Below are 19,353 nucleotides of genomic sequence, written 5' to 3' on the forward strand. Positions count from 1 at the left end.
GAGTACGTTCTCCTCCTCACAACGATCGACAGCTGACCGTCGGTGCGAGCCGAGCCCGGGTTGCCTGGGGTCGCGAACGTGGTGTTACTGTCTGGGTATCCACACGGGTGCCCCTGCAAGGGCTGAGATCGGGCTGACGCGGCCTGCGACCGTCGAACCTGTCCGGGTAATGCCGGCGAAGGAAGTAGGAATCGTCATGGGCTCTGCCATGCCTTCGCACTCGCTCACGTATCTCAGCGATTCTGAGCACCAGATCTATGTCCCGGCGACGAAGATCGCCTTGAGCGCCAGTCCCAATGGGAGCGAGAACGAGGCGTTCGTCGCCTACCGGACGGAGGGACCCGGCAGTGATCCGGTGAAAGGACTAGCGCCGTTCCGGGCGCCCTGGATCCAGGACCGGGACGACACCGAGTCCTACGAAGGACGCCGACGAAACCTTCACGACGACGGCCGTTCCGCTCAGCGCCGGGGAGCAGCCTCTGCCGAGTGGGAGGGCGCCAAGCCCGTCGTTCGGCGTGCTCGGGACGGGCGGGTGGTGACGCAGATGCGGTACGCCCGGGACGGCGTGGTGACTCCCGAGATGCGTTTCGTCGCGCTGCGGGAGGGATGCGATGTCGAACTCGTGCGCCGCGAAGTCGCGGCAGGCCGAGCGATCATCCCCAGCAACATTAATCATCCCGAGTCCGAGCCGATGATCATCGGCCGGGCGTTCCTGGTGAAGATCAATGCGAATATCGGCAATTCGGCTGTCACGAGTTCGATCCGGGAGGAGGTCGACAAGCTGCAGTGGGCAGCGAAGTGGGGTGCTGACACCGTCATGGATCTGTCGACCGGAGACGACATCCACACCACGCGCGAATGGATCCTCCGCAACTCTCCTGTGCCGATCGGAACTGTCCCGATCTACCAGGCCCTGGAGAAGGTGAATGGGGAAGCCGATGACCTGACCTGGGAGATCTACCGCGACACGGTGATCGAACAGTGCGAGCAGGGCGTCGACTACATGACTGTTCACGCGGGGGTGCTTCTTCGCTACGTGCCCTTGACCGCCGAACGCGTCACCGGCATCGTCTCGCGAGGCGGGTCAATCATGGCCGGCTGGTGCCTGGCCCACCACGAGGAGAATTTCCTCTACACCCACTTCGATGAACTGTGCGAGATCTTCGCGCGGTATGACGTCGCGTTCTCGCTCGGTGACGGGCTCCGGCCTGGGTCAACAGCGGACGCGAACGATGCCGCCCAGTTCGCCGAGCTCGATACCCTCGCCGAGCTGACCAAGCGGGCGTGGAAGTTCGATGTGCAGGTGATGGTCGAGGGCCCGGGCCACATCCCCTTCCATCTCGTGCGAGAGAACGTCGAGCGTCAGCAGGAACTCTGCGACGGAGCGCCCTTCTACACTCTCGGGCCCCTCGTGACGGATGTCGCGCCCGGATACGACCACATCACCTCCGCGATCGGTGCCACGGAGATCGCTCGCTACGGGACGGCCATGCTCTGCTACGTCACGCCGAAAGAGCATCTCGGCCTGCCGAACAGGGACGACGTCAAGACCGGCGTCATCACCTACAAGATCGCCGCTCACGCCGCCGACCTCGCCAAAGGCCATCCCGGCGCCCACGAGCGCGACGACGCCCTGTCAAAAGCTCGATTCGAGTTCCGTTGGCGGGACCAGTTCGCGCTCGCCCTGGACCCTGTGACGGCGGAGGAGTTCCACGACGAGACCCTTCCAGCGGAACCGGCGAAAACGGCCCACTTCTGCTCCATGTGCGGCCCGAAGTTCTGCTCCATGCGTATCTCCCAGGACATCCGGGATCAGTTCGGGGGTCTGTCCGGCCAACAGATCGAAGCCGGGCTGAAGCAGAAGTCCGCTGAGTTCACGGCGTTGGGCGGGAAGGTGTACCTCCCCGAACCGGCCATCAACGAACTCTGAGCATCGTCACGGATATCCACCGTCCGGGTGGCTGCTCTGTCCTGGGTCTGCGTCGTGGTGGTCATCGCCGCGTGGTGGGTTGCGAGCACTGCCGGACTCGTCCCGACTGACGCGCTGCCAGGACCACTCGACGTCGCTCGGGCCGCGGGGACACTACTCGTCGATGGCGAGTTCGTCGGCGCCCTGACGGCGAGCCTCGCACGGGTACTGGTCGGCAGCATATTCGGTGGTCATCGGTCTGGGGCTCGGTGTCCTCGCGGGGCTCTCGGTGATGGGTCAGGCTGTGATCGATCGGCCGCTCCAAATGCTCCGGATATCCGAGACGTCGATCGTCGGCTCGTGGAAGTGGCGACCGCGTACCGCATCCCTCGCGCCGTCATCGCCGTGCAGGTTCTGCTCCGCGGAGCCCTGCCCCAGGTCCTCACGGGGTTCCGGTTCTCGATCGGCATCGCGTGGATCGCACTCGTCACCGTCGAGGTCGTCGACACCCCCGAGGGTCCGGGCTCTCTGCTCAACCAGGCGCGGCAGTTCGCCCGCACCGAGATCGTGCTCGTCGTCGTCATCGTCCACGGCAGTGCAGGACGCGCTGCAGGTGCATCGCTCCTGTGGCAGAGGCCCCGTAACAATCCTTCGTGCACCTATCTGCAACTAATCAAAAAAGATGGGAGCGCACCCTGGTGGCTGCCAGGACCGGGATCAACAGGGGTGACGAGCCGGAACAGGCAGCTCCCCCACTTGGTGTACAGGCCCTCCGTCAGCGCCAGGTGCGGCTGTCCGACGAGCAGAAGGCCAAGCTGGCCGCTGAAGTACGCGGCCGGTGGGAACATCCGGCAGCTCGCCGCGTCGTGGGGCGTCAGCCGAGAGGCGGTGCGGTCAGCGCTCAGGCAGCAGCATGTTCCGGTTCGACAGGTTGTGCTGACAGATCGGCAGCTGGAGGATGCGGCGGCGCTGAAGACGCGGGGCTGGTCGCTGAACCAGCTCGGTGCGCTCTACGGTGTCGATCCGAAGACGATGAAGGCGAGGCTCCAGGCGCAGGCTCGAGAATCGGAGTAGAGACAACCGCTGCCTTCGTGTTGTCCCGTACGTAGTCCGGGTTCTCCATCTGCCAGCGCACAAGAGCGAGGATCGCACGGACGAGCTTCTTCTTGTCGATGCGCTGCGCGATGGGCACGATCGTCACGTTGCTGGACGCTCCCCCGCCGCGCTTCGAGTCGTGCTGCTTCGCCTCCGAGACTGAGGCATAGGCCGGTGGCGGACTGCGGTGCCGACGAACGATCTCTTCACGCTGCTCGTCCGTGACGCCGTGGGCGCGGGAGGCCGTGATGAAGGCACCTTCGATCAGCTTGAAGCTCTTGCCTACTTCGTTGCGCATCGAGAGATGGGTTGCATCGAGCTCCTTGCGGTGCTCGAGGAACTCCTGCTCGCCGTAGTCTCGGTCCGTGGCGTAGTACTCGTGGGTATCAAACTGCTTCGTCAGGTCGAGCAAGGCGAAGAAGATCTGCAAACTCTGGTCTTGAAAGACCAGGCGAAGGAATTGGTGACGGCGGAAGTGCTCACTGGCGTGAACGCGCGGCACCCTTAGGCGCTCAACGACTTTAGATAAGTGGAGCGCACGTCTTTCATTTCCTGCCAATCTGCTTCCAAATCCGACAGGGCTGGTACTACATTAAGAGCTGCTAATGGCTGAGAATGGGAATCAATGTACCGACAGGCGTCTTCGAATACTCGGAAAACCGCCTCTGATGCAATCCCAAGAGCATCACCATTGATTTTACTTAGTACGGTCATCTGGATATTAGGCCGATAGCGTTGCGAAACGCCTTGCAGCAAATCCATTTCAGTGAAGACCTCACACCAAGACCGAAGCCACCCATACCCAGTGCGAATCAAAGCCTCACGCGTGTCGCCAGATTCCTTCTTCGCAGCCTCAATGGTCAGATTTACCTTCTTCGTCAACTCACTGATGCTGTCCCAGCGAGGACCACTTGCCGCAGTGACTTTGCCTTTACCGCCGTCGTCAGTGATCTGATAAAAACGACAGCGCTTAGACTTTTCAAACCGGCTAATGAGCGCAGCGGCGAAAAGCACATCGTGAGTGAATACGATAACCTGGATCGTATCGGCAAGGCGAGCGATGCGATCTGCGACCTCGTTGATTCGCCTATGATCCAAGCTCGAGACTGGATCATCAAAAATCACTGGCGCGCTTATACCGCTAAGTCGTGCCTCCGCAAGAAAGTCTGCCATGGCAAGAACCTTCTGCTCACCCTCCGACAAAATTTTTGAAGGGCGATGCTTGCCGCTCAAAACCTTCTTGCGATGAGCCCTTCCTTGTCGCCCAATGAACTCTACCTTCAAGCTGGGCGCTCGGAGTGCTTCGCATTCCTCAAGGAACAAGCTATCAAAGCTTTCGTTGACCAGATGGTCGCTTGCCGCCTTCGACAAATCCGTCAACGTGCGCAAAAACCCGGAGAAAGGCTTCGCCAGGAGCCTCAGTTTGTCAGCTTCTTTCGCGTTGACCACAACGGCTTCAAGCTCCGCCCAGCACCGCCCAAGCTCGACAGCAACCTGAAGCTTCTGAAGATCAGCACGTTTCTGCTTCAACAGTTCATCTCGATCAGAAACTTGCTTTTGCAACTCAAGGATCGTGGCGTCGACAGTAGCTTTATTTTCTGAGAGCTGACCGCTCACCCGACCCGCTACAGAAACCAAGTCAACGTCAATGACCTCACCGGCTCTAGTTCTCGTACGAGCATGATCGAATGCTGCAACTATCGGTTTCAAGCTTTCAAGGAATGACGGCTTCACGTCGAGCTCCGCGAACTCATCCACGAATGCCCGAACCTCACCAACATCGACGCGCTCGATTGCACTCTTAACCGATGTGATCGACGCTTTAGCCGATGCTATGTCTTTGCCGATCTTATCGAGAAGATATTCGGAATAGCGCGCAAGAAGAGCATGGCCGGCCGGAGTCAACTGTTGACGGCAGTAGAGGCATCGACTGTCATCGTGACTACCCGATGAATCAAGGTGTTCTTGATACTCGGCGCCAGCTTGCACGAACCGCTCCCACCTTTCCTCAGGTTCGACGGGAAGGTCAGCAGTTTCGAAGAATGTGGTTCGGAACAGGTCACGATCTGATTCGAGCCGCTTTAAAGAAGTGTGCATCTCATTATGAGCAACCAGGTCAAGTTCACCGAGTTGTTCTGAGGCAGTCAGAGCTTGATCGAGTACTCGTGCTTGTCTTCGCGTCAAAGCCAAAGTGTTGGACGCCGAATCTGTCTGCAGAGCAGCAACAACTGTTTGAAGCTGTTCGATATCTGCGTCGGCTTCCGTCCGTGTATCAGCCAGCGCTTTCAGCGAGACCAGATCGGAAGTCGCACCGAGTGTTTCGATTTGCGGATAGATAACTGAATCGCGTGGAAAACGATGAAGGAGAGAAGGTGAAGCCTTTGTAAGTGAAAGCAAATCAGCGTCGATCAACTGTTTCACTTCTTTAATACCGCTCGAAACATGATTGAATAAAGCAAGTACCGCAGGCACGTACACGTACTCAAGCTCGTCGTCGACATGAAAAGTCACGGCAGGACTATCGAAGATGGACATGCGAGTAAATGGAGAGCGGCCGAAGTCACCTCTCCAGTCAAGTTCGTGTAGCTCGGTTCCGAGCAAATAGGAAATGCTTGCCGAAACAGGCAGTTGGGATACGGCGGCGACGTCACCTAAAATGGGGTCAGCCGTCCTGCTCCCGGCTAGTGCTTTGAAGACACGCGAGTAGCCAGTTTTTCCCGTTCCGTTCTCTCCGTAGAGAATGGTAAGTCCGTCGTGTGGTTCTATGACGGAAGTTGACACCAGGGCATTCACCCCTGACACCTTGTCCAGCTTGCGTATTACAAGTGGAGAAACTTTTTCTTCCACTACGGTCTCTACCGCAAGATCCGGCTCAACGGGCAACGTGCGTTCTTCGAGACCCTTAGCCTGCCTGAACAGATCATATGCGTACTCAACGTCAGATCGATCGACAGCATGGCCTGAAGCAAGAACACTCTTAACGAGGAACCGAACCCACTCATCCTTGCCGTTCGCCCACCGCGCTAAAGTTGAGCGAGGATCTTCAACGTTTTTCTCTTCAACCAAGTCAGCTGTACTCATCAAACCTGATTATCTCAGAAACGGGGCCGAGCGCAAGAAGCAAAAACTGGCGCGCTGAGAACGGACCGGTACAACTGTGGATAACTCGACAGAGGTGGACTACCCCATCACCTCCCTTCATTCTTGTACCGGCGTCAGCTTTCGGCCTCAGGCGCACTTGCCCGCAACAGGGGTGGCTGACTGGCGTGAAGATCCATGTAGTTCTACCTAGGTACCGGTCGCAACAAAAAAGGCCGCTCGCTGGTGCGAACGGCCTTCGTTACGATGTGCATGATAATGCATAACCATAATCGTTATGGTGCCCCTGGAGGGACTCGAACCCCCAACCTGCTCCTTAGGACGGAGTCGCTCTTCCATTGAGCTACAGAGGCTGGCTGAGCCAGTGTACCCGCCGCCCGGAGCGCCCGCGAAGCCTTCGACTCTTGACAACAGCACGTCCCCCTGCTTGGTTTGTTACTATACTAACCAACCACGTAACCAGCATGACCCGAGCTGCCCGAGAGGAGGCATCCGCCCGTGGACGACTCCCGCCCGCTCTTCCTCCAGATCGCCGAGCAAATCGAGAACGACATCATCGCCGGCGCGCTCGCGGAAGAGACTCAGGTCCCCTCAACCAACGAGTTCGCGGCGTTCCACCGCATCAACCCGGCCACCGCAGGCAAGGGCGTCAACCTCCTCGTTGACGACGGCGTCCTTTACAAGAAGAGGGGAATCGGCATGTTCGTCGCCGCAGGGGCACCCGCCCGCCTCATCGAAAAGCGCCGCATGCAATTTCGCGACCAGTACGTCGCACCATTGCTCGCCGAGGCCGCCAAACTCAGCCTCAGCACCGAGCAACTCGCAGACATGATCAGAGCAGGGGATCGCCATGAGTGCGGTCATCGAGGTCCACGACCTCAGTAAGAGCTACGGCCAGGTGCAGGCCATCGACGGCATCAGCTTCAATTAGAGGAGAACCGCATTCACGGCCTCCTCGGCCGCAACGGCGCGGGAAAGACGACGCTGATGTCGCTGCTCACCGGCCAGGAATTCGCCAGCGCCGGCGAGATCCGCATCTTCGGTCACAGTCCCGTCGAGAACGCCGCCGTCCTCTTCCGCACCTGCTTCATCAAGGAGGGCCCGAAGTACCCCGACGACTTCAAGGTGAAGCATGTCCTGCGCAGCGCCCCCTGGTTCTTCGACGGCTGGGACGAGGCCTTTGCCCAGGAACTCATAGACGACTTCCGGCTCCCCACTGACCGGAGAATCAAGAAGCTCTCCCGCCGCCAGCTCTCGACGATTGGCGTGATCGTCGGTCTCGCCTCCCGCGCGCCGCTCACCTTCTTCGATGAGCCCTACCTGGGCCTCGACGCTGTCGCCCGGCAGCTCTTCTACGACCGCCTCTTGCAGGACTTCGCCGAGCATCCGCGCACTGTCGTGCTGTCGACGCACCTGATCGACGTGGTCAGCAGCCTGCTCGAGCACGTGCTCGTGATCGACCAGGGTCACCTCGTCGTCGACAGTGACGCGGAGGAGCTACGCGGAGCCGCCGCCACAGTCGCCGGTCCGCGCGCAGCGGTCGACTCCTTCACCGCGGGCCGTGAGGTCATTGCCCGCTCCGCCCTGGGCAGCCGCGCCTCGGCGACGCTCCCCCGCCTTGACGCCTCCGGGTGGTCGCAGGCCCTTCAGCACGGGCTCGAGCCCGTCTCGCTTCAGCAGCTCGTCGTACAGCTCACTACCGGGAAGGACCCGAGATGCCCCCCTCGTCCCCGCCCGCTTCCGGCATGACACCGCCGCCGGACGCTTCGGCAGTATCGTCCGCCTCCACTTCACGAATCCGGCCACGATCCTCTACACACCGCTTGCGATTCTGATCGTGATCTTCCTCGGCAACCTCGCCGTCTGGTGGCTGATCCTGCGGAACCTCGACACAGCCGCGGCGGTCACCGAGGCGACCAACGGGATGCAGTATTCAGGAGCGACATTCTTCATCTTCGTGTACATGATGGTCGTCGCCGTTCAGGCGGTGAACATCAGTTTCGGTCTCGCGCTGCGCTACGGATCCACGCCGCGACTTTTCTCTCGGCACCGCCCTCACCTTCGTCGGACTCTCGATCGCCTGGACCGTGCTTTTCGCGGTCATGGGCGGCCTCGAGGACGCGACCGACGGCTGGGGCTTCGGCGGCAACTTCTTCCGCGCAATTTACTTCGGCGATGGACCGCTCCTCGAGCGCGTCTTTGCAGTCCTCTGCACGTTCCTGTTCTTCTTCTTCGTCGGTTCCGCGACCGCCTCCGTCTACGTCCGCTGGCGCCAGCGGGGCATGCTCGTCTTCTTCACCGCGCTCGGGATCGTCGTGCTGGGCGTGAGCGCACTCCTGACCTTCACCGAGGGCTGGAAGGCTTTTGGCGAGTTCTTCGCCAACATCGGCTTCGTCGGCGGCTACGCACTCTCGCTGATCCCGACCGCTCTCGCCGCCGTCGCGGGCTGGGCGATCCTCCGCCGCGCGACTCCGCGCAGCAGCTGAGCCGGCGGTCGGGACCGAGACCGGACGGCTGCTAGGGCGCCGGTTGTTCTTCGAAATAGAGAGTGCAGCTTGATGCTAGTTCCGCTTTGACGCCCGCCAGATCGCCGTGTAACGCGGGATCCGCAACGGTCCGTCGCCAACCAGCATTGGGGTCAATGAAATTTTCTTGATAAACTTTCAAGCTAGTGAAGCTATCAACCATACTGAGCGCCTTCTCAGCGCCCACAACGTCTCCCATGTTTGTCGTCGAAACGAGTGAGTCCTCCCATGCGCAGAGCCAGTAAGTCGCCATAGTTGACTGCACGAAAGAAGGTTCGACTCGAACGCTGACTCCGTCGGTCGGCTCCTCGATTCCGAGAGAATCGTTCCATTTGACCCCCTGTGGGAGCGGAGCCTCAAATAAACTCGCCTGATCCTTAAGAAGATCGAGCGCAACAGTGCCCGAGACGAGAGAACCAGTGTCAGACGACAGACCAGCATTCACATCTGCATGGGCAGTCGAAATCGAAATTCCTAATATGATCGCTAGAGGCAGACCTGCCGTCCCTGCAACAATCGAGCGCTTGTTCATAATTTCTCCTAATACGTGAGCGGACCGGTCCAGTTGACGTCTTTCGACGTCGAACCACCGCAAGCCCCGAATACATTTGTGATAACTGAATAAGGCCCTGACGGGATCGAGTAACTTCCCGTATTCCACTTCGAGGACCTATTACCGCCAACATCGTGCCACTCGGCCTGGTCGAGAAGAATACCGCCCCCGCTTCCAGGATTACGAACCCCGAATTGAAAAGCGCCTCCACAGAACGAGTGGTCGTTCGTGGATAGGGTGAATGCGATTCCGCCGCCATCATGGTATCTGACCTTACCGAAATAGGTCTTCCCATTCTAGTCCGATCTGCCCCCGATGGACTCGGTGGTCAAATCGGCCGCAGCCGACGCCGACATTATTGCTGCCGTTATAAGCCAAACTAGCTATAGCGACCCTCATTATTCCGCTCTTTCTCTGCGAAAGGCTTTCTTTTCAGAAATGGCTCATATTCTCTCCAACTTTTCATTGTCGGCGGTTAATCCACTTTCCAAATATCGAGTCGCTTTATTCCCGATGTGACGCATTCCGGCCGCCAGGAGTCCGCCAACCGATTGGTCTTCGATGTCGAATGCATCTCACTCAAGATCAACGTCCTCCCGCCTGTCCGCTGCAGATCGAACTGGAGCCAGCCAGATCGAGGAGGACAACACAGTCAAGCCAGTGGCGCGGCATATAAGAACCAAGCGCCGTGACTCGTGCGTAATCAACCTTAAAGTCCCCCAAAAAGGTCTAGCAGAGCGCGCCAAACTGGCTCGTCGCAGTCAGAGATTGTCACGATCAGGCGGCGGTGTCGATGCGCCGTTACCGAGAAACAGGACCAGGACTCGGTGGCTTATGCAAAATTCGATTAATCGAGACAGCACGCATTTTCTTTCGTGACGACGGCCGCATCACGGGGCTGTTATCCTCGCCGGATCGCCGTCGTGAGCGGTGCATCGGAGCGGCTGATGCGCACGTCGCCCAACCGCGGTGCGGACGGCAGTGAGGGGAAACTCATGATCGACGTGCAGCAATTGGTCGTCGCCGTGGATACGGTGACGTTGCTCCCTCCGACGAGCGTGCGAGTCGAGGCAGGCGAGATCTTGGTCGTTCGTGGCAAGAACGGCACGGGCAAGTCGACGCTACTCAAGGTGCTCGCCGGTGTGCGCTCACCCACCGGCGGATCCGTGACAGTCGGTGGTGAGCCGGTTTATCGCCGCAACCGGGCTTTCCGACGTCGAGTCGCCTCCCTCATCGGGCTCCCACCGATGGCACCAGACCTCACAGTGGAAGATCACGTCCGGCTTGTCGCCGCGACCTGGTTCGACACGTCCGCAGACGCCGAGCGCTCCGCTTCGGACGCGCTAAGCGCGCTCGCTCTCGACGGACTGCTCCGAAGGTTCCCGCACGAGCTGTCCTCAGGGCAACAGCAGCTCTTCGCCCTCGCCCTCGTGATCGCTCGGCCATTCGATGTGCTCGTGCTCGATGAACCGGAACAGCGTCTCGACGCGGAGCGCCTCGCACTCGTGGGGGATTTGCTCGACAAGTGTCGAACGAACGGCGTAGCCATCGTCATCGCGACCCACAGCACCGCGCTCGCGGATCGTCTCGCCGACCGCGTCCTCGACCTGGACCACCCGCAGTGACCTCCCGCCTCGCATCGGCAACCGGCATCTGGCGCGCGCGGCAACCTCGGGCAGCCGGTGATCGTGCGTACATCGCGTACTCGCTGGTGCTGCTCGGGCTGGTCGTCGTGATGCCCGTGGTGCGCGCCGCGTGGCTCGCCGTGACGACGCCAGAGGCCGCCGACGCGCTGAATGGCCCGGACGCGGCGGTAGTCGCCGCCGTCGCCGTCCTCGCACTCTGGGCGGCCGCGCTCATCACCGGACGGAGCCGCGGGCCAGCCGTCGCACCCCCTTTCTTCACCTACGCCCTCACGGAGAGCGACCTGCCACGGCGCGAGGTCTTCCGTTCGCGCGTCGTGATGGCAGTCGTCGTCGCAACCGTCGCGAGCGGAGGCATCGCCGTCTTCTTCGGCGCAGCACTCGGCGCGGTCGGGCTCCTGACTCCGCCGAGCGTCATCGGTTTCAGCATTCGCGGTGTGCTCATTGGGACGATCAGTGCGGTGTGCTGGCTGAGTGGAGAAGCCGCTCCGAAGGCATCCGCGATCGTCGCCGGTGCCCTGATCGCCACTGCCACGCTCGGAATCGTCGGCCTGGATTCCGGACCGGTCGTCGCCCAGCTGTCGAGCTGGGCCTGGGCATCGGCACATGCCGACGTACCCGCAATCGCCGCCCTTGCCGCACTCTCCGCGGGAGGTCTCCTCGCGGCGCCAACACTGCTCGACCGGATCAGCGAACCGACGCTCGCGATGCAGTCCGCTCGATGGGACGTCGCGATGGCACATGCCGTGAGTCTCGACTTCACGGCTGCGTCGGAGTCCTACCAGGCCCGGCCCTCCAGCGGGCGTCGGTTCCGCGCGGTGATCCAAGGTGCGAGTCCGGTCACCCTCGTGGTCGTCCGTGACACGATCGGCGCCCTGCGTACCCCACTTCGTGTGGTGAGTGGCGCCCTAACGATCGTCGGATCGGGCGTCCTCCTCGTCGCGGCGGCAGCAGCCCCTGGCGCCGCTCCGCTGCTCGGAGCACTTGCCGCGGCGTTGCTCTATGTCGGGACCGGTGCCTTCAGCCGTGGCCTCCAGCACATCAGCCAGGTCTCCCGCGCCCAGCCTCTGTACGGCATCAGCGACGGCGTGCTCATCCTCCTGCACACCATCTTTCCGGTCGTCATCGCGGTGGTTATCGCGGTGGCGACGACGATCAGCATCAGCGCCGTGCTTGTGCCCGGGGCAGTGGGATCACTCCTGTGGGGCTCCGTTGCCTTGCCGGTCGTGGTTGTCGCCGCCCGCGTCAGCAACGCGTTACGCGGACCATCGCCGATATTCCTCATGATGCCGGCACCGTCGGCACTCGGTGACCCGATGCCATTGCTGCGGGTGCTGTGGGCTCTCGACGCTCCACTGTTCGCCGTCCTGGCCGGCGTCTCGGCGACAGCCGGACCGCGAGGCGTGGGTGGCTTGAGTGCAGTGTTCGTCGTGATCGGTCTGTTTTTGCTCGTCCGGTGGCTGCGTCGGGCCTGAATCGGGACGTTGGTCGGGGGCGCGAGTCGCACCACCGCAAGGGACGGACAATCGAGTCACGCTCTGTCCTTTGCGGGACCCGTCAGTGAGCGGACAGATACTGGCAGCGCCGCCCTACTGACCATTGTGGCCGGACAGCCGTCGATCGAAACCGCGGCCGTTAGGCGAAGAAGAGTGTCTTTCAGGACCCGAGAAAGGGGATCCCGATGAATAGTGAAGTCCATGCAGCGGTGCCGGTACGACGACACACATCTTCCTGCTTCATCCGCGCCCGGGCCTACACCCGCGAACACGGCGAGGACCTCCCCGACGTCGCGAACTGGACCTGGGCCGGCGACCGCCCCGGAAACGCCAGCGCGAACCCCGGCACCGACAACGAATAATCCCCTCCTCCGACGACCTGACGGGCCGCGGTCGCGCCGCTGGCAAGGCGAAGGAGGAAGCGATATCCGCAGTATCGCGCCCGACGACAACGCCGCCACCGGTGCGACCGCGCGCGGCCCGTCAGGCAGCCGGAGCCAAGTAGTCGTCCCAGTCGGGCTGTGTGCGTTCCGCGCCGCGCACCAACCAGGACCCCGCGCGCGGCATCCGGGGCGCGGTGCGCAGACGCCAGCCCATCTCCTGCGGGGTGCGGTCGCTCTTGAGGTTGTTGCAACGCTGGCAACATGCGACGAGGTTCTCCCAGGTATCCCGTCCACCGCGCGACTTCGGCAGGATGTGGTCGATCGTCGCCGCGTGCTGTCCGCAGTAGCCGCAGCGGTGATTGTCCCGGCGCAGCACGCCGCGGCGCGAGACCGGTACCTTGCGGCCATTAGGGATGCGCACGTAACGCGTCAGCACGATCACCGAGGGCCGGACGTAGTCGCCGGTTGCACCGTGCACGGGATTGTCCTCATCGGCGGCGATGACAGTCGCCTTCTCGGTCATCAACAGGACCAGGGCCCGTTTGAACGACACCACCGCGAGCGGCTCATAGCCGGCGTTAAGAACCAGAGTGCGCATTAGTGACCTCCGTGCTGTCGCACGCCAAGCCGCAAAGACGTCGCGACCACGAGCAAGGGCGCCGTCGTGATGACGGCACCCTTCGGGGCCGCGGCGCAGTGCCGCGTGATGGCGTGGAGTCGTATCCGTGTGTCGGAGGAGTGGACCGTCGCGGCGAGAATCTCGGCGCGTATCGAATCGGTCCGCCGCACGCGAGAGGACAGCGCCACGCTGTGGTGCCCACTCCGCTCAGCCATCCCGGCACTCCGTCCCTCGACGAATCGATCCGCTCGCCACGCGAGCAGACTGGGGATCAGATTAACCCTTTGGGGCGGGATCGTGATGGATCTCGGCGGATTCGTCACGCGCAGTTCACACGCGGAGACGACGAGAGCCCGCGCCCGCGAACGGGGAGCGGGCTCTCAGGGCCGAACTCGCATCAGCCGGTGATGCGCACGATCCGGTAGTCGGAGGTCCACAGCGGCTGCACACGGACGCTCGCGCCCTCGTACGGCGCGTGCAGGATGTTGCCGTTGCCCGCGTAGAAGCCGTCATGGCCGTCCATGATGACGAGGTCGCCGGGCTGAGCGTCGGCGAGCGACACCGGAGTGCCCATCGCACCCTGGCCCGCGGCCGAGTGCGGCAGAGAAATGCCGTACTGCGCGAACACGTACATCACGAAACCGGAGCAATCGAAGCCACTTGGGTCGCCGCCGCCGAACACATAGGGGACGCCCTGGTACTGCAAAGCCGTGGCGAAGACCGACGAGAGGCTGTACCCGGTGGTCGGCGCAGCCGCGGCGATGTCGGGAGCGGAGGCACCAGAGTAGGAGTTGAACGCCTCGGCGGTCTCGGCCCGGGCCTCTGCAACGGTGTTCGTCTCGACGACCGGCTCGGCGACCGCGACGGGCTCAGGCGGCGGCGGAGCGGCCTCAGCAGAGAAGCCATCGCGGGCGATTGCGGCCTGCACTACTCCTCCGGCGACGGCGACCGTCTGCGCATCGCCCTGGCGGAGCAGATCGGCGCGGGACGCGGCAAAGAGGCCGTCGTCCTGTGTTCCCGGAGTGAAAGCGTAGGCGGGGAGAGCCATCGTGGCGACCAGCGCGCCGGCAAAGCCGACCATCGCGACCTTGCCGACGACCCGTCCGCGGCGCTTGCGCGGGGTCCCTGCTGGCGAAGGCACGAAGTCGGTGATGTCGATGCGGCGCTCCGGCCCGGCGGGCACGGCGCGGCGGACAACCGGCGCCTCTGCATGAAGACGGGCCCGGATCACCGGGGGTTGATTCTCGAAGGAGGCGTTACTGGAGTGGTTCGGGTGAGTGGAGCGATACCGGTCGGAAGAACCGGCGTCGTCATGTGAAGAAGGTGAATTATGAGGCACAGCGGAGGTCTCCGACGTCCCGTCAGCCCAGGCAGCTGTCCCGTCTCATGCACGAAGCATCGAGGTGAACGGTATCCGAGACGGGCAGGGGGGCGTCGGATTCCGCAGCTCAACGGCCGAGGCGCGGTCGAAGAGCTTCACAGAGCGTAAGCGACCGTTACCCATTTGTCACCTTCGGCACGCAAACAAACTACTGTCCGTTCCTCGGAGGCCGTTGACGCTCCAGCAGCCGGACAGGGACAAAGACCTACTCAGCCGACGAGGAAGATATGCGCTGCCACCTCGTTAGGGAGCTCGATGCCCGCGGACACGCCGTCCATTCGTGCGAGCACGTAGCCGTTGAGCGCCGAGAACTCGCCCTCGGCACCGGGCACAACCCCCGCCTGCTTGAGCTGGAGGAGGAGTTCCGGATCGACCTGTGCTGGCTCGCCGAGTCGACGAACGACTCCGCGCAGCGGCTCCGTCGAGCCGGCGACGAAGCGGGGCAGACTGATGACGCCGTCGGCGAATCGCGAGGCCGGAATATCGCCGAGTTCGTCGAGGCCGGGGATCGGATTTCCATAGGGCGATTCCGTCGGGTGATCGAGCATCTCCAGGAGTCGGCGCTCGACCTGCTCGCTCATAACGTGTTCCCAGCGGCAAGCCTCCTCGTGCACGAACTCCCAGTCGAGCTTGATGACGTCGTGCAGCAGGCGCTCGGCTAAGCGGTGCTTGCGCATGACGTGGATTGCCTTGCGGCGACCATCCGAGGTCAGCTCGAGGTGGCGGTCGCCCGAAACGACGACAAGGCCGTCACGTTCCATGCGACCGACCGTCTGCGACACGGTCGGGCCGGAGTGGCTCAGCCGCTCCGAGATGCGCGCACGCAGCGGGATGATGTTTTCCTCCTCGAGTTCGAGGATGGTGCGCAGGTACATCTCGGTCGTGTCGATCAGATCCGTCATTTCAGCCTTCCCGTCTCGGCGCGCTCAACCCTACTGGTCGGCGCGCCGCAGCATCCGCGCTGCGGCACAACACAGCCCTCCGTCACTCGGAGGAAGGGATCTGGCCGGGAACCCTAGTATTAACGCATGCCAGACCTCACCATTCCTCGCGAGCTACTCCCCCACGACGGACGGTTTGGCTGCGGCCCGTCCAAGGTGCGGCACGACCAGCTCTCCCACCTCGCCACGCAGGGCGCACACCTGCTCGGTACCTCGCATCGACAGGCACCAGTGAAGGATCTGGTCGGCCGGGTGCGCGAGCATCTCGCGACGCTGTTCCGCCTCCCCGAGGGCTACGAGGTCGTTGTGGGCAATGGCGGTTCGACCGCCTTCTGGGACGCCGCCGCCTTCTCTCTCATCGAGCGCCGCGCCGAGAACCTGACCTTCGGCGAGTTCGGGCAGAAGTTCGCCGCCGCCGCATCCGCTCCGTTCCTCGAGCCGTCCCACGTCGTCTCCGCTCCCGCAGGCTCGCGGAGCGACGTCGAGATCGTCGAGGGGATCGACGTCTACGCCTGGCCCCACAACGAGACGAGCACCGGAGTGATGGCGCCCGTGCGCCGGGTCCACGGCGACGACGGCGCGCTGACCGTCGTCGACGCGACGAGTGCCGCCGGCGGTATCGACGTCGACATTGCCGAGGCGGACGTCTACTACTTCGCCCCGCAGAAGAACTTCGCCTCCGACGGCGGCCTCTGGTTCGGCCTGTTCTCTGCCGCCGCGATCGAGCGAGTCGAGCGTGTTGCCGCCAGCGGACGCTACATCCCCGAGTTCCTCAGCCTGAAGAACGCCGTCGACAACTCGCGGCTGAACCAGACGCTGAACACCCCCGCACTGTCGACGCTCCTGCTGATGGAGTCGCAGCTCGAGTGGATGAATGCTTCCGGTGGTCTCGCTTGGGCCTCGGCCCGGACGACAGAGTCCTCCTCCGCGATCTATGAGTGGGCCGCGGCGTCCACACTGGCGACTCCGTTCGTCGAGGTGCCCGAGCATCGGTCGCAGGTCGTCGCGACCGTGGACTTCGACGCCTCGGTCGACGCGGCCCTTGTTGCCCGGGTCCTTCGCGCGAACGGAATCGTGGATACGGAGCCGTACCGCAAGCTCGGTCGCAACCAGCTGCGGATCGCCACCTTCGTCGCCGTAGAGCCGAACGACGTCCGTTCGCTACTGCGCTGCATCGACTACGTCGTCGACCGCCTGGCGGTCTGAGGCCGACGATGCGGCTCTGGCTGCGGGAGGAGGAACGGCGGCCGACCCCGCCGACGTTCGCGAGCAACGACGCGACGGCTCTCCTGGTCGGCTGCGTCGTCTGGGCGCTCGCCCTCGTCGCCGTGCTGGTCGCGACGACGAGTGGAGTGGTCGTCGAGCCGCTACTCTTCTCGACCGTCGTGATCGGTCTGGTGCTCGGCACGATCGGCCTGTTCTCCAGCCGCCACCGCAGCTAGGACGCTCCGCTTCTCTTTCCGGAGAATCGCTTCCGTGCCCGAATGACATTCGCGACCCCTCTCCGCGTGCCTCGACGTCGAGACGGATTGTCACGCTCCTGCGCGAAGGCTGCCGCCTCGACCGTTTTTCTCAGCGACGGCGACGACGACGCACTGACTGCGCCGGAGCGGGATTGTCATTCGCGGCATCAGTCGAGTCGTCCGAGTCGGACTCGTCGGCGTCGAGCGGGTCACCGTCATCGGAGTCGTCGTCATCGTCCGAGTCGACGTCCAACTCCTCGACGTCCGAGTCGTCGTCGAGATCAACGTCCACATCGTCGAGATCATCAGTCTCATCGTCGCCCTCGAGATCGTCACCCACGGCGTCCTGCGCGGACTGGTAGTCCGCCATGCGCACGGTCCAGGGGACCCAGTCCGGCGCAAGCACGGCGCCCTCACCCGGCAGCAGCTCGACTTCCAACACGGTGACGGCCTCGGTCTCGTCGATTCGAGAGAGCGTCGCCGTCCACAACCACCCGGGGTACCCGCTCATGAGATTCGCGAACTGCAGCGACACCACATGCTCGCCCTGCGCAACTGTGGTGACGAGTTCACCGATCGTCTCGTCGGGAGTGATCTCGGCGAGAGCCGAGCGGGCCGTCTCTATCGAGGCGGCGAGGACGGGATCGAGTTCGAAGACCTGCGCAGAAGCGCCGCGCTCACCGCCGTCGAGGGCGTCCACCTCGGAATCCTCCTCGATCGAGGCGATCTGGAGTGATTCGTCGCGCGTCGTCTCGTCGCCGTCAGGCATCCAACTCATCCGCAACCCGGCGCAGGAGCGCCGCAATCGTCGTCCCATGGGCCTTGTCCGGGTAACGTCCGCGCTTGAGTCCAGCGCCGATCCCGTCGAGGAGTTTGACCGTGTCCTCGACGATCACGGACATGTCGTCCGCGGACTTGCGGTTGAGCTTCGCCATGCTCGGCGGGGCGTCGAGGATACGTGCGGAGAGGGCCTGGGCTCCGCGCTTGCCATCGGCGATACCGAACTCGAGGCGGGTACCCGCTTTGACCGCGGTCCCGGAGGGCAGAGCAGAGGCGTGCAAAAAGACTTCCTGGCCGTCATCAGTGCTGATGAAGCCGAAACCCTTGTCCTCGTCGTAGAACTTGACCTTGCCGGTAGGCATGCAGACCCCTCCTGAAAATGACGCAGCCATCAGTTTAGACGACCAAGCCCGCCCTATCCTTGACGGGTGAAGCCACAGGAGCCGGCGGGCATCGGACGCGCGGAACGCACCCTCGCCTACATGTTCATCGCGATCATCGTCGTGACGGTCCTCGCGTTCCTCGCGATCCTGATCGCTCCGACCCTCGGCGTCCGCGAGTACACAGGGGCACTGTGGCAATTCGTCTTCGCGCTCCCCCTCGTAGGCCTACCGATCGCCTTCCTCATGATGATCGGGATGCTGATTGTGGGAGTCCGCCGCCGCGCCAAGTCCTGATCCGCTGTTCCACGCCGGGGGGCGCGCATCGAGCGACCCACCACTCGGCTCCCAGACGGCACACAGCCAACGGCCAGATACTGGCGTGCATGGACGGACCGCGCATTCTCATCGTCGACGACGAGCCCAACATCAGAGACCTACTCACCACGAGTCTCCGCTTCGCCGGCTTCGCCGTGCGCGCGGTCGGCAACGGCGCGCAGGCAATCTCCGCGGTGTTAGAGGAGGAGCCAGATCTCATCATCCTCGACGTCATGCTTCCCGACATGAACGGCTTCGGCGTGACTAAGCGCCTGCGCTCCGCGGGGTACACCTCACCGATCCTGTTCCTAACGGCGAAGGACGATACCGAGGACAAGATCACCGGGCTCACTGTCGGCGGCGACGATTACGTCACCAAACCGTTCAGTCTCGACGAAATCGTTGCCCGCATCAAGGCGATCCTCCGCCGCACTATGCACGCCGAAGAGGACGCGGTCATCCGGGCCGGCGAGCTGACGATGGACCAGGATACGCACGAGGTCCTCGTGGGCGACGAGCCGGTCGAACTGAGTCCGACTGAGTTCAAGCTGCTCCGTTATCTGATGCTCAATCCGAACCGGGTGCTGAGTAAGGCGCAAATCCTCGACCACGTCTGGGAGTACGACTTCAACGGCGATGCAGGCATCGTCGAGTCCTATATCTCGTACCTGCGACGTAAGCTCGACACACACTCGGAGGAATCGCTCATTCAGACCAAGCGAGGATTCGGGTACATGCTGAAGGTGGCGAAGGCGTGAGCCTTCGCCG

Annotated in this window: 20 protein-coding genes, 1 tRNA gene and 1 riboswitch; of the genes, 13 read left to right on the plus strand and 8 right to left on the minus strand. The window is 62.8% G+C overall.

Annotation, left to right across the window (positions count from 1 at the left end; translation table 11 throughout):
* Nucleotides 1–93: 93 nt before the first annotated feature.
* Nucleotides 94–201, plus strand: a riboswitch (TPP riboswitch).
* The 3 genes from thiC (at nucleotide 170) to B0H03_RS06740 (ending at nucleotide 3,512) form a co-directional block, all read left to right on the plus strand.
* Nucleotides 170–1,930 carry a phosphomethylpyrimidine synthase ThiC gene (thiC, locus tag B0H03_RS06730; protein ID WP_419956896.1) on the plus strand — a complete coding sequence of 587 codons (1,761 nt, stop codon included), beginning with the start codon at nucleotides 170–172 and terminating at the stop codon, nucleotides 1,928–1,930. Its footprint overlaps the riboswitch before it by 32 nt.
* 57 nt (nucleotides 1,931–1,987) lie before the next feature.
* Complete coding sequence (locus B0H03_RS06735; protein WP_258062016.1) at nucleotides 1,988–2,983, plus strand: ABC transporter permease; 996 nt, start codon at nucleotides 1,988–1,990, stop codon at nucleotides 2,981–2,983.
* A gap of 208 nt (nucleotides 2,984–3,191) precedes the next feature.
* Entirely contained in the window at nucleotides 3,192–3,512 is a 321-nt protein-coding gene (locus tag B0H03_RS06740; protein WP_104265053.1) for a hypothetical protein, read from the plus strand.
* Here B0H03_RS06740 and B0H03_RS06745 read toward each other — a convergent pair.
* Both B0H03_RS06745 and B0H03_RS06750 read right to left on the minus strand, forming a co-directional pair.
* Nucleotides 3,509–6,085, minus strand: a complete 2,577-nt coding sequence (locus B0H03_RS06745) for an AAA family ATPase (protein ID WP_104265054.1) — start codon at nucleotides 6,083–6,085, stop codon at nucleotides 3,509–3,511. The genes B0H03_RS06740 and B0H03_RS06745 overlap by 4 nt on opposite strands.
* Before the next feature lie 296 nt (nucleotides 6,086–6,381).
* Nucleotides 6,382–6,456 (minus strand) — tRNA-Arg (locus B0H03_RS06750).
* A gap of 145 nt (nucleotides 6,457–6,601) precedes the next feature.
* On the opposite strand from B0H03_RS06750, the gene B0H03_RS06755 reads away from it, so the two are divergent.
* From B0H03_RS06755 to B0H03_RS06765, 3 genes are all read left to right on the plus strand, one after another.
* Nucleotides 6,602–6,988: a GntR family transcriptional regulator gene (locus B0H03_RS06755; protein WP_104265055.1), complete on the plus strand. Its 387-nt coding sequence runs from the start codon at nucleotides 6,602–6,604 to the stop codon at nucleotides 6,986–6,988.
* Nucleotides 6,989–7,045: 57 nt separating this feature from the next.
* Nucleotides 7,046–7,852 carry an ATP-binding cassette domain-containing protein gene (locus B0H03_RS06760; protein ID WP_337189961.1) on the plus strand — a complete coding sequence of 269 codons (807 nt, stop codon included), beginning with the start codon at nucleotides 7,046–7,048 and terminating at the stop codon, nucleotides 7,850–7,852.
* A 338-nt stretch (nucleotides 7,853–8,190) separates the two neighbouring features.
* Nucleotides 8,191–8,589 carry a hypothetical protein gene (locus tag B0H03_RS06765; protein WP_104265056.1) on the plus strand — a complete coding sequence of 133 codons (399 nt, stop codon included), beginning with the start codon at nucleotides 8,191–8,193 and terminating at the stop codon, nucleotides 8,587–8,589.
* Nucleotides 8,590–8,620: 31 nt separating this feature from the next.
* Here B0H03_RS06765 and B0H03_RS16160 read toward each other — a convergent pair whose 3' ends face one another.
* On the minus strand, nucleotides 8,621–9,160 hold the full coding sequence (locus tag B0H03_RS16160) for a hypothetical protein (RefSeq protein WP_127843961.1): 540 nt from the start codon (nucleotides 9,158–9,160) through the stop codon (nucleotides 8,621–8,623).
* Nucleotides 9,161–10,128: 968 nt separating this feature from the next.
* On the opposite strand from B0H03_RS16160, the gene B0H03_RS06770 reads away from it, so the two are divergent.
* The 3 genes from B0H03_RS06770 (at nucleotide 10,129) to B0H03_RS16530 (ending at nucleotide 12,682) form a co-directional block, all read left to right on the plus strand.
* Nucleotides 10,129–10,806, plus strand: coding sequence for an ABC transporter ATP-binding protein (locus tag B0H03_RS06770; protein WP_237399390.1), 678 nt, complete (start codon nucleotides 10,129–10,131; stop codon nucleotides 10,804–10,806).
* Nucleotides 10,803–12,299, plus strand: coding sequence for a hypothetical protein (locus tag B0H03_RS06775; protein ID WP_104265057.1), 1,497 nt, complete (start codon nucleotides 10,803–10,805; stop codon nucleotides 12,297–12,299). Before B0H03_RS06770 ends, B0H03_RS06775 begins: the two co-directional genes overlap by 4 nt.
* A gap of 206 nt (nucleotides 12,300–12,505) precedes the next feature.
* Nucleotides 12,506–12,682, plus strand: coding sequence for a hypothetical protein (locus B0H03_RS16530; RefSeq protein WP_160487266.1), 177 nt, complete (start codon nucleotides 12,506–12,508; stop codon nucleotides 12,680–12,682).
* Between the two features lie 121 nt (nucleotides 12,683–12,803).
* Here B0H03_RS16530 and B0H03_RS06780 read toward each other — a convergent pair whose 3' ends face one another.
* From B0H03_RS06780 to B0H03_RS06795, 3 genes are all read right to left on the minus strand, one after another.
* Nucleotides 12,804–13,301, minus strand: coding sequence for an HNH endonuclease (locus B0H03_RS06780; protein WP_104265058.1), 498 nt, complete (start codon nucleotides 13,299–13,301; stop codon nucleotides 12,804–12,806).
* 418 nt (nucleotides 13,302–13,719) lie between these two features.
* Complete coding sequence (locus B0H03_RS17240) at nucleotides 13,720–14,553, minus strand: C40 family peptidase (RefSeq protein WP_276329552.1); 834 nt, start codon at nucleotides 14,551–14,553, stop codon at nucleotides 13,720–13,722.
* Between the two features lie 359 nt (nucleotides 14,554–14,912).
* Nucleotides 14,913–15,605 carry an iron-dependent transcriptional repressor DtxR gene (locus B0H03_RS06795; RefSeq protein ID WP_104265060.1) on the minus strand — a complete coding sequence of 231 codons (693 nt, stop codon included), beginning with the start codon at nucleotides 15,603–15,605 and terminating at the stop codon, nucleotides 14,913–14,915.
* Between the two features lie 126 nt (nucleotides 15,606–15,731).
* Here B0H03_RS06795 and serC point away from each other — a divergent pair, with 126 nt between their 5' ends.
* Nucleotides 15,732–16,850, plus strand: a complete 1,119-nt coding sequence (gene serC / locus B0H03_RS06800) for a phosphoserine transaminase (RefSeq protein ID WP_104265061.1) — start codon at nucleotides 15,732–15,734, stop codon at nucleotides 16,848–16,850.
* Nucleotides 16,851–16,858: 8 nt separating this feature from the next.
* Entirely contained in the window at nucleotides 16,859–17,086 is a 228-nt protein-coding gene (locus B0H03_RS06805; protein ID WP_104265062.1) for a DUF2530 domain-containing protein, read from the plus strand.
* Nucleotides 17,087–17,216: 130 nt separating this feature from the next.
* Here B0H03_RS06805 and B0H03_RS06810 read toward each other — a convergent pair whose 3' ends face one another.
* Together B0H03_RS06810 and B0H03_RS06815 are read right to left on the minus strand one after the other, a co-directional pair.
* Complete coding sequence (locus tag B0H03_RS06810) at nucleotides 17,217–17,876, minus strand: DUF3027 domain-containing protein (RefSeq protein ID WP_160487265.1); 660 nt, start codon at nucleotides 17,874–17,876, stop codon at nucleotides 17,217–17,219.
* Complete coding sequence (locus tag B0H03_RS06815) at nucleotides 17,869–18,249, minus strand: cold-shock protein (protein ID WP_104265064.1); 381 nt, start codon at nucleotides 18,247–18,249, stop codon at nucleotides 17,869–17,871. Before B0H03_RS06815 ends, B0H03_RS06810 begins: the two co-directional genes overlap by 8 nt.
* A gap of 66 nt (nucleotides 18,250–18,315) precedes the next feature.
* On the opposite strand from B0H03_RS06815, the gene B0H03_RS06820 reads away from it, so the two are divergent.
* Together B0H03_RS06820 and B0H03_RS06825 are read left to right on the plus strand one after the other, a co-directional pair.
* Nucleotides 18,316–18,564: a hypothetical protein gene (locus B0H03_RS06820; RefSeq protein WP_241560429.1), complete on the plus strand. Its 249-nt coding sequence runs from the start codon at nucleotides 18,316–18,318 to the stop codon at nucleotides 18,562–18,564.
* A gap of 89 nt (nucleotides 18,565–18,653) precedes the next feature.
* On the plus strand, nucleotides 18,654–19,343 hold the full coding sequence (locus B0H03_RS06825; RefSeq protein WP_055787731.1) for a response regulator transcription factor: 690 nt from the start codon (nucleotides 18,654–18,656) through the stop codon (nucleotides 19,341–19,343).
* Nucleotides 19,344–19,353: the final 10 nt, after the last annotated feature.

Origin of the sequence: Rathayibacter iranicus NCPPB 2253 = VKM Ac-1602 (genome assembly GCF_003149025.1) — a bacterium.
GTDB classification, from domain to species: Bacteria; Actinomycetota; Actinomycetes; order Actinomycetales; family Microbacteriaceae; genus Rathayibacter; species Rathayibacter iranicus.

Excerpts from the sequence above, each read along its gene's own strand:
- thiC (WP_419956896.1), top strand. The coding sequence starts at position 170 with ATGCCGGCGAAGGAAGTAGGAATCGTCATGGGCTCTGCCATGCCTTCG.
- B0H03_RS06745 (WP_104265054.1), bottom strand. The coding sequence starts at position 6,085 with ATGAGTACAGCTGACTTGGTTGAAGAGAAAAACGTTGAAGATCCTCGC.
- B0H03_RS16160 (WP_127843961.1), bottom strand. The coding sequence starts at position 9,160 with ATGAACAAGCGCTCGATTGTTGCAGGGACGGCAGGTCTGCCTCTAGCG.
- B0H03_RS06770 (WP_237399390.1), top strand. The coding sequence starts at position 10,129 with ATGCGCACGTCGCCCAACCGCGGTGCGGACGGCAGTGAGGGGAAACTC.
- B0H03_RS16530 (WP_160487266.1), top strand. The coding sequence starts at position 12,506 with ATGAATAGTGAAGTCCATGCAGCGGTGCCGGTACGACGACACACATCT.
- B0H03_RS06780 (WP_104265058.1), bottom strand. The coding sequence starts at position 13,301 with ATGCGCACTCTGGTTCTTAACGCCGGCTATGAGCCGCTCGCGGTGGTG.
- B0H03_RS06795 (WP_104265060.1), bottom strand. The coding sequence starts at position 15,605 with ATGACGGATCTGATCGACACGACCGAGATGTACCTGCGCACCATCCTC.
- serC (WP_104265061.1), top strand. The coding sequence starts at position 15,732 with ATGCCAGACCTCACCATTCCTCGCGAGCTACTCCCCCACGACGGACGG.
- B0H03_RS06805 (WP_104265062.1), top strand. The coding sequence starts at position 16,859 with ATGCGGCTCTGGCTGCGGGAGGAGGAACGGCGGCCGACCCCGCCGACG.
- B0H03_RS06810 (WP_160487265.1), bottom strand. The coding sequence starts at position 17,876 with ATGCCTGACGGCGACGAGACGACGCGCGACGAATCACTCCAGATCGCC.
- B0H03_RS06815 (WP_104265064.1), bottom strand. The coding sequence starts at position 18,249 with ATGCCTACCGGCAAGGTCAAGTTCTACGACGAGGACAAGGGTTTCGGC.
- B0H03_RS06825 (WP_055787731.1), top strand. The coding sequence starts at position 18,654 with ATGGACGGACCGCGCATTCTCATCGTCGACGACGAGCCCAACATCAGA.